Origin of the sequence: Sinorhizobium chiapasense, from assembly GCF_036488675.1 — a bacterium.
GTDB lineage: Bacteria > Pseudomonadota > Alphaproteobacteria > Rhizobiales > Rhizobiaceae > Sinorhizobium > Sinorhizobium chiapasense.
In genome coordinates this window covers 3490001-3505252 of record NZ_CP133148.1, presented here as the reverse complement: position 1 = coordinate 3505252, position 15252 = coordinate 3490001, and the positions used below count along the sequence as shown (strand labels likewise).

At 62.5% G+C, this 15252-nt stretch carries 12 protein-coding genes (1 of these 12 running past the window's edge); 5 read left to right on the top strand and 7 right to left on the bottom strand.

The window, feature by feature from the left end; translation table 11 throughout:
• The first annotated feature begins 15 nt into the window (after positions 1–15).
• The 4 genes from RB548_RS16820 to RB548_RS32160 all read left to right on the top strand — a co-directional run bounded on the left by RB548_RS16820 (position 16) and on the right by RB548_RS32160 (position 6518).
• Entirely contained in the window at positions 16–510 is a 495-nt protein-coding gene (locus RB548_RS16820) for a heme-degrading domain-containing protein (protein ID WP_331372374.1), read from the top strand.
• 16 nt (positions 511–526) lie between these two features.
• Positions 527–1684: a mannose-6-phosphate isomerase Pmi gene (gene pmi, locus RB548_RS16815; RefSeq protein WP_331372373.1), complete on the top strand. Its 1158-nt coding sequence runs from the start codon at positions 527–529 to the stop codon at positions 1682–1684.
• Positions 1685–2117: 433 nt separating this feature from the next.
• Complete coding sequence (gene metH, locus RB548_RS16810) at positions 2118–5891, top strand: methionine synthase (RefSeq protein WP_331372372.1); 3774 nt, start codon at positions 2118–2120, stop codon at positions 5889–5891.
• Between the two features lie 462 nt (positions 5892–6353).
• A complete protein-coding gene (locus RB548_RS32160; RefSeq protein WP_408642420.1) occupies positions 6354–6518 on the top strand; it encodes a KTSC domain-containing protein in 165 nt (54 codons plus the stop codon).
• Here RB548_RS32160 and RB548_RS16805 read toward each other — a convergent pair.
• The 7 genes from RB548_RS16805 to RB548_RS16775 form a co-directional block, all read right to left on the bottom strand.
• A complete protein-coding gene (locus RB548_RS16805) occupies positions 6515–7993 on the bottom strand; it encodes an aldehyde dehydrogenase family protein (RefSeq protein ID WP_331372371.1) in 1479 nt (492 codons plus the stop codon). The genes RB548_RS32160 and RB548_RS16805 overlap by 4 nt on opposite strands.
• Positions 7994–8199: 206 nt before the next feature.
• Entirely contained in the window at positions 8200–9795 is a 1596-nt protein-coding gene (locus tag RB548_RS16800) for a GMC family oxidoreductase (RefSeq protein ID WP_331372370.1), read from the bottom strand.
• A 52-nt stretch (positions 9796–9847) separates the two neighbouring features.
• A complete protein-coding gene (locus RB548_RS16795; protein WP_408642380.1) occupies positions 9848–10837 on the bottom strand; it encodes a branched-chain amino acid ABC transporter permease in 990 nt (329 codons plus the stop codon).
• Between the two features lies 1 nt (position 10838).
• Complete coding sequence (locus RB548_RS16790) at positions 10839–11726, bottom strand: branched-chain amino acid ABC transporter permease (RefSeq protein ID WP_331372368.1); 888 nt, start codon at positions 11724–11726, stop codon at positions 10839–10841.
• 3 nt (positions 11727–11729) lie between these two features.
• Positions 11730–12431, bottom strand: coding sequence for an ABC transporter ATP-binding protein (locus tag RB548_RS16785; RefSeq protein ID WP_331372367.1), 702 nt, complete (start codon positions 12429–12431; stop codon positions 11730–11732).
• Position 12432: 1 nt separating this feature from the next.
• Positions 12433–13215 carry an ABC transporter ATP-binding protein gene (locus RB548_RS16780; protein ID WP_331372366.1) on the bottom strand — a complete coding sequence of 261 codons (783 nt, stop codon included), beginning with the start codon at positions 13213–13215 and terminating at the stop codon, positions 12433–12435.
• 14 nt (positions 13216–13229) lie between these two features.
• Complete coding sequence (locus RB548_RS16775; protein ID WP_331372365.1) at positions 13230–14435, bottom strand: ABC transporter substrate-binding protein; 1206 nt, start codon at positions 14433–14435, stop codon at positions 13230–13232.
• Between the two features lie 244 nt (positions 14436–14679).
• Here RB548_RS16775 and RB548_RS16770 point away from each other — a divergent pair, with 244 nt between their 5' ends.
• Positions 14680–15252, top strand: partial view of a LysR family transcriptional regulator gene (locus RB548_RS16770; protein ID WP_331372364.1) — the 5' portion only. It continues 375 nt past the right edge of the window; the window shows 573 of its 948 coding nt (coding positions 1–573); the start codon lies at positions 14680–14682; the stop codon falls past the right edge of the window.

Below are 15252 nucleotides of genomic sequence, written 5' to 3'. Positions count from 1 at the left end.
GAGCAAGGAGATACCATGAACATCGACAACGATCTGCGCCGCATCGCGCTGCAGGAACGGGAATTGCAGTTCGAGCGGTTCAATCTCGACACGGCCTGGGAACTCGGCGCCACGCTTCGGCGCATGGCGGCCGAGCGCAAGCTCGGCGTGGTCATCGACATCACACTTTTTTCCATGCAGGTCTTCTACGCTGCACTGGAAGGCGCGACGCCGGACAATCCGAACTGGGTCCGGCGCAAGCGCAACACCGTCTTCCGGCTGTTCAAGAGCAGCTACGCGACCGGCCTCAGCCTGCTCAAGCAGCAGACGAATCTGCAGGCGAAACTCGGCCTGCCGGATGCCGAATACGCTGCGCATGGCGGCAGTTTCCCGATCATCGTCAAGGGTACGGGCTGCATCGGCGCCGTCACGGTTTCCGGACTGCCGCAGCGCGAGGACCACAATCTCGTCGTCGGGGCGCTGGCGGAACTGTTCAAGGCCGACCACGCCGCGCTGAGGCTCGAGGACTGACAGGAACGGACACGGAATGGATATTCATTCGCAGGCGCGCGAACTGGCCGGCTGGCTCGCTGACGCCGCCTTGCCGCTCTGGCGGCAAAAGGGTTTCGATGCGGCCGGCGGCGGCTTCGTCGAGACGATCGACATGGAGGGTGTGCCGACGCGGGCCAATCGCCGCTCGCGGGTGCAGCCGCGGCAGGTCTATTGCTTCGCCGAGGCCGGACGGCGCGGCTGGCCGGGGGACTGGCGGACTGTTGCCGAAGGCGGACTTGCCTATTTCGACCGTGTCTACCGGTTGCCAAGCGGCTTCTACGGCGCGCTCGCCGATGCTGACGGCGCGCTGATCGACCCATCCTTCGATCTTTACAATCAGGCCTTCGCCCTCCTTGCCTTCGCCTATCTGGCGCAAGTCTTCCCGGAGCGGAGCCGCGAGATGGCCGGGCGCAGCGATGATCTCAGGCGGAAGCTCGAGGCCCATTGCAAGCATCCGATCGCAGGGTTCGAGGAGGACGATCCGTCGCGCCTGCCGCTCGGTTCCAATCCGCACATGCATCTCTTCGAGGCGTGCCTCGCAAGTGAAACGGTCGAAGGCTTCGACCGGGTGGCCTGGGCCAACCTTGCGGACGAGATCGCCCAGCTCGCGATGGATCATTTCATCGATGCCGAAACGGGGGCGTTGCGCGAATTCTTCGATCATGACTGGGCGCCCTTTCCCGGCGAGAAGGGCCGCATCGTCGAGCCGGGTCACCAGTTCGAATGGGCGTGGCTCCTGCTTCGTTGGGCCGAGCGGCGCGGCTGCGCCGAAGCCATCGCCAAGGCGCGACGACTGTTCGAGATCGGTGAGGAACACGGCATCTGTCCGAAGCGCGACGTCGCAATCATGACGCTTCTCGATGATTTCTCGGTCGCCGATCCGGTGGCGCGGCTCTGGCCGCAGACCGAATGGCTGAAGGCGGCGATCCGCTTTGCCGCCCTCACCGAAGGAAAGGAGCGCGGGCGCTACCTCGCCTCGGCGTCGCGGGCGGTAGCTGCCCTCGACCGCTTCCTTCAAACGCCGATCCGCGGTCTTTGGCGCGACAAGCAGCAGGCGGACGGCGCATTCGTCGAGGAGCCCGCGCCGGCAAGCAGCTTCTACCACATCCTCTGCGCGATCTATGAGCTTGAGGATTGTCTCGCGCGGATGTGAGCGCGACGCACTTTGCTGCCGATGCGCTCAGGGCTTTGCCCCTCACCCTAGATCATTTCATTGTTTCCTTGAAACAGTGAAATGATCTAACTATTTGAAATTGCGCAATTCCGGACGGAAAACCGTTACACACTTTTCCTGGAATTGCTCTAGCCCTCTCCTCGCAGGCGGGGAGAGGGGACGAGGCGGTGCCACACGCGTCCTTCGCCCCGCAAGCGGGGGAGAAGGTGCCGGCAGGCGGATGAGGGGTAGCTCGTGCCGAGATAACGTTCCCCGCTCGACCACCATAGTTGCTTTCTCATAGGCCTGCCGCAACCGCGGCGGGCCATCTTTATTTGCCGGCATTGAAATTGTGATTGCTGCGTATGTTGACATAAAGATATGTTTATGTGAGTAAATCAAAAATTGTCGTTTTCAGAACGGGGGATTTTCCATGCCCGCCATCGAGGCCCTTTTCGGAGATGTTTCGCCCAAGCCTGATGGTTCGGAAATCCTTTTGGCGCTGAGGCAAGCGGCCAGCGAACGCATCCTGATCATGGATGGCGCCATGGGCACCGAGATCCAGCAGCTTGGCTTCGTCGAGGATCATTTCCGTGGCGAGCGCTTCGGCGGCTGCTCCTGTCACCAGCAGGGCAACAACGACCTCCTGACGCTGACGCAGCCGAAGGCGATCGAGGACATTCACTACAGCTATGCCATCGCCGGCGCCGACATCCTCGAAACCAACACCTTCTCCTCGACCCGGATCGCCCAGGCCGACTACGGCATGGAAGACATGGTCTACGAGCTTAACCGCGACGGAGCACGGCTGGCGCGCCGCGCGGCGAAACGCGCGCAGGCGGATGACGGCAGGCGGCGTTTCGTCGCCGGCGCGCTCGGGCCGACCAACCGCACCGCGTCGATTTCCCCGGATGTCAACAATCCCGGCTATCGCGCCGTCACCTTCGATGATCTGCGGCTTGCCTATGGCGAGCAGGTGCGCGGCCTGATCGACGGCGGCGCCGACATCATCCTGATCGAGACGATCTTCGACACGCTGAACGCCAAGGCAGCGATTTTCGCGACACAGGAAGTCTTTGCCGAGAAGGGGATCCAGCTTCCGGTGATGATCTCGGGCACGATCACCGATCTTTCCGGCCGCACGCTTTCCGGTCAGACGCCGACCGCCTTCTGGCACTCGGTGCGCCACGCCGCACCCTTCACGATCGGTCTCAATTGTGCGCTCGGCGCAAGCGCGATGCGTGCTCATATCGACGAGCTTTCGTCGGTTGCCGATACGCTCGTCTGCGCCTATCCGAATGCCGGCCTGCCAAACGAATTCGGTCGCTATGACGAAAGTCCCGAGGCGATGGCGGCTGAGATCGAGGGGTTCGCCCACGACGGGCTGGTCAACATCGTCGGCGGTTGCTGCGGCTCGACGCCGGCCCATATCCGCGCGATCGCCGAAGCCGTCGCCAAGTATCCGCCGCGCAAGGTCCCGGAGATTGAACGCCACATGCGGCTTTCCGGCCTGGAGCCGTACACGCTCACCAAGGACATTGCATTCGTCAATGTCGGCGAGCGCACCAACGTCACCGGCTCGGCCAAGTTCCGCAAGCTGATCACTGCCGGCGACTATGCCGCGGCGCTCGACGTGGCGCGCGATCAGGTCGCGAACGGCGCCCAGATCATCGACATCAACATGGACGAGGGCCTGATCGATTCGACCCGGGCGATGGTCGAATTCCTGAACCTCGTCGCGTCCGAGCCCGAGATTGCCCGCGTTCCGGTGATGATCGATTCGTCCAAATGGGAAGTCATCGAGGCGGGCCTCAAATGCGTCCAGGGCAAAGCGCTGGTGAACTCGATCTCGCTCAAGGAAGGCGAGGAGGCGTTCCTGCATCACGCACGTCTTGTGCGTGCCTATGGCGCGGCCGTCGTGGTGATGGCGTTCGACGAGAGCGGTCAGGCCGACACCAGGACACGGAAGGTGGAGATCTGCAAGCGGGCCTATCGGCTGCTCACCGAAAAGGTGGGCTTCCCGCCGGAGGACATCATCTTCGATCCCAACATCTTCGCGGTTGCGACGGGCATCGAAGAGCACAACAATTACGGCGTCGATTTTATCGAGGCGACGCGCGAGATCGTTGAAACGCTGCCGCATGTCCATGTCTCGGGCGGCGTGTCGAACCTTTCCTTCTCATTCCGCGGCAACGAGCCGGTGCGCGAAGCGATGCACGCCGTGTTCCTTTACCACGCGATCCAGGCTGGCATGGACATGGGCATCGTCAACGCCGGCCAGTTGGCCGTCTACGACACGATCGATGCGGAACTGCGCGAAGCCTGCGAGGACGTCGTGCTCAACCGCCGGGCGGACGCGACCGAGCGCATGCTGGAGATTGCGGAGCGTTATCGCGGGCAGGGTGGCGCGCAAGGCAGGGAGAAGGATCTCTCCTGGCGCGAGTGGCCGGTCGAAAAGCGGCTGGAGCATGCGCTCGTCAACGGCATCACCGAATTCATCGAGGTCGACACCGACGAGGCGCGACTTTCCGCGGCGCGGCCGCTGCACGTCATCGAGGGTCCGCTGATGGCCGGCATGAACGTCGTCGGCGACCTGTTCGGCTCGGGCAAGATGTTCCTGCCGCAGGTCGTGAAGTCGGCGCGGGTGATGAAGCAGGCGGTTGCCGTGCTGCTGCCCTACATGGAAGCGGAGAAGCGCGCCAACGGCGGCGACGGCAAACGCGAGAGCGCCGGCAAGATCCTGATGGCGACCGTCAAGGGCGACGTACACGACATCGGCAAGAACATCGTCGGCGTCGTGCTCGCCTGCAACAATTACGAGATCATCGATCTCGGCGTCATGGTGCCGTCTGCGAAGATCCTCGAGGTGGCGAAGGAACAGCAAGTCGACATCATCGGGCTTTCCGGCCTCATCACGCCTTCGCTCGATGAAATGGTCCACGTCGCCTCCGAACTCGAGCGCGAGGGCTTCGACATCCCGCTTCTGATCGGCGGGGCGACGACGAGCCGCGTGCATACCGCGGTGAAGATCAACCCGCGCTACAGCCTCGGACAGACGGTTCACGTCAATGACGCCAGCCGCGCGGTCGGCGTCGTTTCCAGCCTGCTCTCGCCGGATGCGCGAGGCGCCTACACGGAGACGGTTCGCGCCGAATATCACAAGGTCGCCGACGCACACGCGCGCAACGAGACCGAGAAACGGCGCCTGCCGCTGTCGCAGGCACGCGCCAACGCGCAGAAGCTCGATTGGGCAAGCTATCGACCGAAGGCGCCCGCCTTCCTCGGAACCCGTGTTTTCGAAGACTGGGACCTGGCGGACCTTGCGCGCTATATCGACTGGACACCGTTCTTCCAGACCTGGGAGCTGAAAGGCGTCTATCCGAAGATCCTTGACGACGAAAACCAGGGGCCGGCCGCGCGCCAGCTCTTCGACGACGCCCAGGCGATGCTCCGGCAGATCGTCGCGGAAAAATGGTTCGCGCCGAAGGCCGTGGTCGGGTTCTGGCCCGCCGGCGCCGTCGGCGACGACATCCGCCTGTTCACCGATGAAGCCCGCGACGCGGAGCTCGCGACCCTTTTCACGCTTCGGCAGCAACTGTCGAAGCGGGACGGCCGGCCGAATGTTGCGCTCGCCGACTTCGTGGCGCCGGTCGACAGCGGCGCAAGAGACTATCTCGGCGGCTTCGTGGTGACCGCCGGCATCGAGGAGGTGGCGATCGCCGAGCGTTTCGAGCGCGCCAATGACGATTACTCCTCGATCATGGTCAAGGCGCTTGCCGACCGTTTCGCCGAGGCCTTCGCCGAGCGCATGCATGAGTATGTGCGCATGGAGCTCTGGGGTTATGCACCCGATGAAGCCTTCATGCCGCAGGATCTGATCGGCGAGCCTTATGCCGGCATCCGCCCTGCGCCCGGCTATCCGGCGCAGCCTGATCACACGGAAAAGGAAACGCTCTTCCGCCTCCTCGATGCCGACGCGTCGATCGGCGTCAAGCTGACCGAGAACTATGCGATGTGGCCGGGATCGTCGGTTTCCGGTCTCTATATCGGCCATCCGGACGCCTATTATTTTGGCGTCGCCAAGATCGAGCGCGACCAGGTCGAGGACTATGCCGAGCGCAAGGCGATGGGTGTTCGCGAGGTCGAGCGCTGGCTCTCGCCGATCCTCAACTACGTGCCGATCCCGGAGGCCGAGGCGGCGGAGTAGGAGTAGACTAGAACGCCAGCGATAGTATCGATTGGCACATAACTCCCGTGGCTTGTGACCTAACCACGCGGTCGTATTTGTTTCAATGGACATCTTTTGCGCGAATCGCCTACCTTGATGGTGGGTTGCCGTCGGCTACTTTCGTTTCAGCGATCTCTGATCGCTACTCCGCACGGGCACGGTGCCGCGACAGCGATACTGGAGTGATGGGCTCATCCCATCTCGAAGCGAAAGGGGGCGACGACATGTCGATCATGTTGAAGTCGAGGTTCGTGAGAGTGCGGGCATACGTTCGCCGAAGGTTCAATCGCCAGGAGCATGTGCGTGCTCATTGGCGGTCGCATCCGGGCCAACTTTCATTCAACTTCTAGGCTAGGCGCGTGCACCTGGTCCGTCGGCGGCAACTCGCTATAGTGCGCCCGCCAATGCCGATCCTGAGTTCTCCGCGATACACCGCGCCGAATACAATCCGTTAAGCCAGACACTACAATTTGGTTCGTCGAAAGTGGCGGACCCTACGATTACTATGGTGTACCAGAGCGCATCTATATCGGCCTGATCAAGGCTCGCTCAGCGGGTACATATTTCAACGACTATATACGCGACCGTTACAGCTCTAACCGCTAATCCTTGATGTACCAGCCCCAAGGCTCGTCGGCATCGAAGCTGGTGATCTGCTTCACCTCCAGATAGTTGGCGAGCCCCCAGCGGCCGAGTTCGCGGCCGATGCCGGATTGCTTGTAGCCGCCCCATGGTGCTTCGGTGAAGGTCGGTTGCGAACAGTTGATCCAGACGATGCCGGCGCGGAAGGCGCGCGCGACCCGTTCGCAGCGCGTCCTGTCCTCGGACATGACGGCGGCGGCGAGGCCGAAGCGGCTGTCATTGGCAAGCCGGATCGCCTCCTGTTCGTCGCTGAACGGCATGACGCAGACGACGGGTCCGAAGATTTCTTCCCGCCAGACGAAGCTATCCTCCGCCATATCCGTCAGCACTGTGGGCTCGATGAAATAGCCGCTGTCGAAGCCGGCTGGGCGGCCGCCGCCGGCTGCCACCGTTGCGCCGTCCTGTCGTGCCCGCTCGATCGTGCCGAGAATCTTGTCGTATTGTCCCTTCGAGACGATCGGGCCGAGCAATGTGCCCTCGTCGAGGCCGTTACCGATCTTGATCTTGGCCGCTTCCTCGGTCAGCCGTTTCAACACAGCATCGTAGATCGGCTCTTCTATCAGCACGCGCGACGTCGCGGAGCAGACTTGTCCCTGGTTCCAGAAGATGCCGAACATGATCCATTCGACCGCCTTCCCGATATCGCTGTCGGCGAAGACGACGAAGGGCGATTTGCCTCCGAGCTCGAGGCTGATGTTCTTGATGTCCTGCGCCCCCGCCATCATGACCTTGCGGCCGGTCGGCACCGAGCCGGTGAAGGCAAGCTTGTCGACGAGCGGATGTTCGGTCAGCGGCTCGCCGGCATCCGGTCCGGTGCCGGTAACGATGTTGAGAACGCCGGGTGGCAGGTCGACTTCCTCGGCGATCCTGCCGAGCTCGAGCGCCGTCAGCGGCGTGAGTTCGGACGGTTTCAGCACAAGGGTGCAGCCGGCGGCAAGTGCCGGGGCGACCTTCCAGGCGGCCATCAGCAGTGGATAGTTCCAAGGCGTGATGGCGCCGACGACGCCGAGCGGTTCGCGAACGGCCTTCGAGGAGAAGCGGGTGTCGGCGACCGCGATCGGTTCCTCGGCATTATTGTCGAGCTCTTCGGCGAGACCCGCATAGTAGTTGAAGCAGGCGGCCGCGTCGTCGATATCCCAAAGCGCTTCCGGCAGCGGCTTGCCGTTGTCCGTGACTTCGAGCCTGGCGAGCGCGTGGCGTCGCTCGTCGATCTTTCCGGCGATCGCCCGAAGGTAGCGGGCTCGCTCCGCGCCCGTCAGCTTCGGCCAGGGTCCGCTGTCGAACGCGATGCGAGCCGCCTTGACGGCGTGATCGATGTCGTTGGAGGTCCCCGCCGCTGCCTTGCAGATCACCTCTTCCTTCGCCGGATTGATAACGTCGATCGTGCCGCCCTTGCGCGGCTTTTCCCATTTTCCGTCAATGAAAAGCTTATCCTGCATGCCCGTTCCCCATTTGTAGCATGCTACTGCATGTTTCCTTAAATCGAAGCCGATTTTAAGGAAAAAACATGCAGCAATTCAAAGTGCTACAGCGACCTTTGGGCGCCTGAAAGGGCTCCCGGCGCTGCAGTATTGCCGCGTAGCGGTCGCTACGCCAGCCGCTTTTTGCCGCGCGCAAGGTCCGCGTCAGAGGGTTGTCGCGGCTTTCATCGGTTGGCGGCGACAATCATCTCCGCCGCCTTTTCCGCGATCATGATCGTCGGTGAATTGGTGTTGCCGGAAGTGATGGTCGGCATGATCGAGGCATCGGCGATGCGCAATCCCGTGAGCCCGCGCAGGCGCAGCTCCGGGTCGACGACGCTGTCCGCATTGGCGCCCATGCGGCAGGTGCCGACCGGATGGAAGATCGTCGTGCCGATATCGCCGGCAGCGCGCGTCAGATCCTCATCCGTTTCGTAAGCCGGGCCTGGCTTGAACTCGACTGGATTGAAACGGGCAAAGGAAGGCTGCGAGACGATGCGGCGGGTGAGGCGGATCGCCCTGACGGCCACGTCGCGATCTGTTTCGGCAGTCAGATAGCGCGGACGAATGTCGGGTACGGCCGCGAAGTCCGGTCCCTTCAAATGCACCGAACCGCGGCTTTCGGGTCTCAGATTGCAGACGCTGGCGGTGATGGCCGGGAAGGGGTGCACGGGTTCGCCGAACTTTTCGAGCGTTACCGGCTGGACGTGGTACTGGAGATCCGGCGTTTCCTTTTCCGGACCGGAGCGGGTGAAGATGCCGAGCTGGCTCGGCGCCATTGCCATCGGGCCTGAGCGGCGGGCGAGATATTCGAGGCCGATCGCCGCCTTGCCGAAAAGCGAACTGGCCTTCTCGTTGAGCGTCGGAACGCCGGTGACCTTGTAGGCGAGGCGCAGTTGCAGGTGATCCTGCAGGTTCTCGCCGACGCCGGCCAGTTCGTGGCGCACTTCAATGCCGTTTTGACGCAGGATATCGGGTCGGCCGATGCCGGAGAGTTCGAGAATATGCGGCGAGCCGATCGAGCCGGCCGAAAGCACGGTTTCGCGCCGGGCATCTGCGCGCTTGCTGACGCCATCATGCTGGAACTCGACGCCGGCAACACGCCCTTCTTCGAGGATCAGCCTCTTCACATGCGCCTTTGTCAGGATGACGAGATTGCGCCGGTGTCGGGCAGGTTTCAGGAAGGCCTTGGCGGTGTTCCACCGGACACCGGCGCGCTGGTTTACGTCGAAATAGCCGGAGCCTTCATTGCTGCCGCGGTTGAAATCCTCCGTTTCGGGAATACCTGCTTCGCTCGCCGCCTTCTGGAAGGCGTCGAGCACCGCCCAACGGACGCGTGCCTTCTCGACCCGCCACTCGCCGCCCGCGCCGTGCATGTCGTCGGCGCCGCGATAATGGTCTTCGGATTTCCGGAAGAGCGGCAGCACGTCCTCCCAGCTCCAGCCGGCGCAACCGAGCTGGCGCCAGTGGTCGTAGTCGCGCGCCTGGCCGCGCATGTAGATCATGCCGTTGATCGAGGAGCAGCCGCCGAGCACCTTGCCACGCGGGTAGAAAAGCGACCGGCCGTTGAGGCCCTCCTCCGCGGCGGTCGTGAAGCACCAATCCGTGCGGGGATTGTTGATGCAGTAGAGATAGCCGACCGGAATATGGATCCAGTGATAGTTGTCGCTGCCGCCGGCTTCGAGCAGCAGGACGCGGCGATCCGGATTCTCCGAGAGACGGTTTGCGAGCACGCAGCCGGCGCTCCCCGCTCCGACGACGATGTAGTCGAACGTGTCCATGGGCTTTCTCTAATTTTCGCGGCCCAGCGCGCTCGGCGCCGGGCCATAAACGTCAGTGCTTGTGGCGATGCTCGAAGCCGAGCTTGCGGCCGAGGCGCGAGTTGTAGAACTCTCCGACAATGCCGCGGCGGAAGAGCAGCACGCAGGCCATGAAGACAAGACCGGTGATGATCGTCACCGGGAATTCCGACGTCGCCAGATAGTTTTGAAGCGTGACGACGAGACCGGCGCCGAAGAGTGGCCCGATCAGCGTGCCGATACCGCCGAGCAGGGTCATCAGGATGACTTCGCCCGACATCTGCCAGCCGACATCGGTCAGGGTCGCGAACTGGAAGACCAGCGCCTTCACGCCACCGGCCAATCCGGTCAGCGCCGCCGACATCACGAAGGCCGCGAGTTTGTAGTTTCTCACCGAATAGCCGAGCGAGATGGCGCGTGTCTCGTTCTCGCGGATCGACTTCATGATCATGCCGAAAGGCGAATTGATGATCCGCCAGATGATTACGATGCCGATCACGAATATGCCGAGCACGAAGTAGTACATGTTCGTCGACTGCGAGAGATCGATGAAGCCGAAAAGATGCCCGCGCGGTACCGACTGGATCCCGTCTTCGCCGTGCGTGAACTCGGCCTGGAGGCAGAAAAAATAGAACATCTGCGCCAGCGCCAGCGTAATCATCGCGAAATAGATGCCCTGGCGGCGGATCGCGAAGAAGCCGATAACAGCTCCGAGAAGGGCTGCGCCGACGACGCCGACGAGGATGCCGAGTTCCGGCGGCACGCCCCATTCCTTGACTGCGTGAGCGGTGAAATAGGCGGCGCCGCCGAAAAAGGCGGCATGGCCGAAGGAGAGCAGCCCCGTATAGCCGAGCAACAGATTGAACGCACAGGCAAAGAGCGCGAAGCACAGGATCTTCATCAGGAAGACCGGGTAGAAGAACAGGGGCGCAAGCAGCAGCAAGGCAAGGCCCGCGCCGAGAAAGATCGTCTGGGCGACGACCGGCGAGCGTTCCTTCTGTTCAAGTTCGAGTGTCAGCGTCATATCAAGCATCCCGGCCGAAGAGGCCTGCGGGTCTCAGAAGGAGAACGATAGCCATGATCACGAAGATCACGATATTGGAGGCTTCCGGATAGAAGACCTTGGTCAGTCCCTCGGCGACACCGAGCATGTAGCCGGTGATGATCGCCCCCATGATCGAGCCCATGCCGCCAACGACGACAACGGCGAAGACGATGATGATGATGTTCGATCCCATCAGCGGCGAGACTTGGTAGATCGGTGCGGCCAGCACGCCGGCAAGCGCCGCAAGGGCGGCGCCGAGTCCGTAGGTCAGCGTCAGCAGGAACGGCACGTTGATGCCGAAGGACTGTACGAGCACCGGATTCTCCGTTGCCGCGCGCAGATAGGAGCCGAGTTTGGTCTTCTCGATGACAAGCCAGGTGCCGAGGCACACGGCGAGCGAGAAGGCGATCACCCAGCCGCGATAGACGGGCAGGAACATGAAGCCGAGATTGGTGCCGCCCGTAAGCAATGCCGGCGTCGCATAGGGTTGGCCGGAGGCGCCGTAGAGGTAGCGGAAGGTTCCTTCGACGGTTAGTGCCAGGCCGAAGGTGAAGAGCAGACCGTAGAGCGGGTCGAGCGAATAGAGGCGCCGCAGCATGGTGCGCTCGATGGCGGCGCCGAGAAGGCCGACGAGAAGCGGCGCGAGGATAAGAGCCGGCCAGTAGCCGATGCCGAAATACGACAACAGCAACCAGGCGGCAAAGGCCCCCAGCATGTATTGCGCGCCATGGGCGAAGTTGATGACGCGCAGGAGGCCGAAGATGATCGCAAGGCCGAGGCTCAACAGCGCATAGAAAGAGCCGTTGATGAGCCCGATCAGAAGCTGCCCGAGAAAGGCCTGGAGCGGAATTCCGAAAATCGTGGTCATGGCCTACACTCCAAGCACATCATGCAGCATGTCCATGCGTTGCGAAAGTTCCGAAACCGGGAACTCGCCGGCCACGCGGCCATGGTCCATGAGATAGAAGCGGTCAGCGACTTTGCTCGCGAAGCGGAAATTCTGCTCGACGAGCAGGACGGTCATGCCGCGTTCCTTCAGTTTCTTCAGGACGTCGCCGATCCGCTGGACGATCACCGGAGCAAGCCCTTCGGTCGGCTCGTCGAGCAGCATCATCCGGACCCCGGTCCTAAGAATGCGCGCGATCGCCAGCATCTGCTGTTCGCCGCCGGAGAGCTTGGTTCCCTGGCTGTTGCGACGCTCGTGCAGGTTCGGGAAAAGCTCGAAAATCTCGTCGATGGTCATGCCACCCTTGGCAACCGCCGGCGGCAGCAGCAGGTTTTCATAGACCGAGAGGGTCGAGAAGATGCCGCGCTCTTCGGGAATGAAACCGAGGCCGCGATGAGCGACGCGGTGGAGGGGCACGCGGATCAGATCTTCGCCGGCGAAGCTGATCTCGCCCTTGCGTTCGCGCACGATCCCCATGATGGCACGCAGCGTCGTCGTCTTGCCGACGCCGTTGCGGCCGAGCAGCGTCACCATCTCACCCTCGCCGACAGTCATGTCGACGCCGTGCAGAATATGGCTTTCGCCGTACCAGGCATTGAGGCCCGAGACCTTGAGCAGCGGTTTCACGTCAGGCTTCCTCCGTGCCCATATAGGCGGTGCGCACGCGCGGGTCCTCCGACACGGCGGCATAATCGCCCTCGGCCAGAATTTCGCCGCGCTGCAGCACCGTGACATGGTGGCAGAGCGTGGCGACGACCGAGAGATTGTGCTCGACCATCAGGACGGCGCGCTCGCGCGCCACTTCGCGGATGATCTCGGCGACCATGCCGACGTCCTCGTGGCCCATGCCGGCCATCGGTTCGTCCAGCAAAAGCACCTTCGGATCGAGCGCCAGCGTCGTCGCGATCTCGAGCACGCGCTTGCGGCCATAGGAGAGGTCGGCCGCGATGGCGTTGCGCTCCTTGTCGAGGCCGACGGAACGGATCAACTGATCGGCCTTGGCGTTCAAGGCTTCGAGTGCGGAAAGCGGCTTCCAGAACTGCGTTGCAAGGTTGTTCGGCCGTTGCAAGGCGACGCGTACATTGTCGAGCACGGTTAAGTGCGGGAACACCGCCGAGATCTGGAACGAGCGCACGAGGCCCATGCGGGCGACCTTGTCCGGGGCGGTGTTGGTGATGTCTTCACCGAGCAGCGTGATCGTGCCGTGCGTCGGCTGCAGGAACTTGGTCAACAGGTTGAACACGGTGGTCTTGCCGGCCCCGTTCGGGCCGATCAGCGCATGCACGCGGGAATGGTAGACGTCGAGATCGACATCCTTGACGGCGGTGAAGCCGCCGAAGTCACGGCGGAGACCGCGGGCGGACAAAACCACCCGCGGCGCTCCATTCTGCGAAGGCATGGTCACGGTCATCGCGATCCGGCCGATCAGGACTTCACGAGGTCGCAGCCGCTCTGGGCCGGGTCGATGAAGGCGTCCTTGCCGGGGATGGTCGCGAGAACCTTGAAATAATCCCAGGGCTCCTTGCTCTCTTCCGGTTTCTTGACCTCAAGCAGATACATGTCGTGGATCATACGGCCGTTCGGAGCAACAGTGCCGTTCTCAGCGAAAATATCGTTGACCGGCAGCGCATGCAGTTCCTTGGCGACCGCGTCGGCGTCGTCGCTGCCGGCCTTCTCGATGGCCTTCAGGTACTGTGTGACGGCCGAGTAAGTGCCGGCATGGACCATGTTCGGCATCTTGCCGGTGCGTTCCATGAAGCGCTTGCCGAACTTCGCGCTTTCCTCGTTGCGGTTCCAGTAGAAGCCTTCGGTCAGCGTCAGGCCCTGCGCGGCTTCCAGGCCAAGGCCATGGACCTCGGCAAGCGTGAAGAGCAGCGCCGCCAGGCGCTGGCCGCCCTGGACGATCCCGAATTCCGCCGCCTGCTTGATGGCATTCGACGTATCGAGGCCGGCATTGGCAAGGCCGATGACCTTCGCGCCGGAGGACTGCGCCTGCAGCAGGAAGGAGGAGAAATCGGTGGTCGCCAGCGGATGGCGGACGGCGCCGACGACCGAGCCGCCGTTCTCCTTGACGTAATTGCCGGTATTTTCTTCGAGCGAATAGCCGAAGGCATAGTCGGCGGTCAGGAAGAACCAGCTGTCGCCGCCCTGCTTGACGAGCGCACCGCCGGTGCCGACCGCGAGCGCATGAGTGTCATAGGCCCAGTGGAAGCCGTAGGGGCTGCACTGCTTGCCGGTGAGCTCGGTCGTTGCTGCGCCGGTATTGATGGTGATCCTCTTCTTTTCCTTGGAAAGGGCCTGCACAGCGAGGCCGACCGACGAACTCGTCAGCTCCATGATGCTGTCGACTTGCTCCGTGTCGTACCACTGGCGGGCGATGTTGGAGGCGATGTCAGCCTTGTTCTGATGGTCGGCCGTGACCACTTCGACCGGCACCCCGAGCACCTTGCCACCGAAATCCTCAACCGCCATCAGCGCCGCCTCGTAGGAGGACTTGCCGCCGAAATCGGCGTAGACGCCGGACTGGTCGTTGAGAATGCCGATCTTGACCTTACCGTCGGATGCGTCGGCAAGTGCCGCGGTGCTGCTCGCGAGCATCATTGCAAGCGTGGCGATGAGTTTCTTGTGCATCATGTCTCCTCCCAGGACTCTTACAGACGGCGGGCGAATCATCGCAAAAATGCGCGACGGCTCCGATACGCCTTTCGGCGACATCGGCGGGATTCGTTCCGCTTCTCTCTGTTCAAAATTGGCCAGACATGCTCCTCAGATGTCGGCTCGATGCCTACAATCCCGAAAATTTTGCTTGGATGCAAGCGGGCCGAACCGTAAATTGCAAACAGGGTCTGTTCATTTTCGAACAGAGGGGGCGAGCATGAATCCGAATTTCACCTGGGACGACCTGCAATTCTTCCTGGCGGTCGCGAGAACCGGGCAACTGTCGACTGCCGCGCGGCGGCTCAGAACCAGCCATGCGACCGTGTCGCGCCGCATCGACCGGCTGGAGTTCACGCTCAAGGTCAAGCTCTTCGAGCGCAATCCGCGCGGTTACGTGCTGACGACCATGGGGCAGCGTTTCGTCGAGACGGCCGAGCGCATCGAGCGGGAGACGGAGCAACTCCAGCTCGACATCAGCGACGGCATGACCGCACAACGCGGTGTCGTTAGGCTTTCGACGCTGGAAGGCTTCGGCAATTTCTTTCTGTCGGACCGGCTCGCAGCCTTCGCCAACAGCTATCCGAATATCTCGCTCGAACTCGTGGCGATCCAGCAAATCATGTCGCTGTCGCGCAAGGAGGCGGATATCGCCGTCGCGCTCGCCGCGCCCAAGGCAGGCCCCTATCATTCCGAAGTGCTGACGCCCTATACGCTGCATGTCTATGGCGCGCGCAGCTATCTCGCCACACATCCGCTGATCCGCAGCCGCAACGATCTCGGCTCGCACCGT

Excerpts from the sequence above, each read along its gene's own strand:
- RB548_RS16795 (WP_408642380.1), bottom strand. The coding sequence starts at position 10,837 with ATGACGCTGACACTCGAACTTGAACAGAAGGAACGCTCGCCGGTCGTC.
- metH (WP_331372372.1), top strand. The coding sequence starts at position 2,118 with ATGCCCGCCATCGAGGCCCTTTTCGGAGATGTTTCGCCCAAGCCTGAT.
- RB548_RS16780 (WP_331372366.1), bottom strand. The coding sequence starts at position 13,215 with ATGACCGTGACCATGCCTTCGCAGAATGGAGCGCCGCGGGTGGTTTTG.
- RB548_RS16790 (WP_331372368.1), bottom strand. The coding sequence starts at position 11,726 with ATGACCACGATTTTCGGAATTCCGCTCCAGGCCTTTCTCGGGCAGCTT.
- pmi (WP_331372373.1), top strand. The coding sequence starts at position 527 with ATGGATATTCATTCGCAGGCGCGCGAACTGGCCGGCTGGCTCGCTGAC.
- RB548_RS16775 (WP_331372365.1), bottom strand. The coding sequence starts at position 14,435 with ATGCACAAGAAACTCATCGCCACGCTTGCAATGATGCTCGCGAGCAGC.
- RB548_RS16800 (WP_331372370.1), bottom strand. The coding sequence starts at position 9,795 with ATGGACACGTTCGACTACATCGTCGTCGGAGCGGGGAGCGCCGGCTGC.
- RB548_RS16805 (WP_331372371.1), bottom strand. The coding sequence starts at position 7,993 with ATGCAGGATAAGCTTTTCATTGACGGAAAATGGGAAAAGCCGCGCAAG.
- RB548_RS16820 (WP_331372374.1), top strand. The coding sequence starts at position 16 with ATGAACATCGACAACGATCTGCGCCGCATCGCGCTGCAGGAACGGGAA.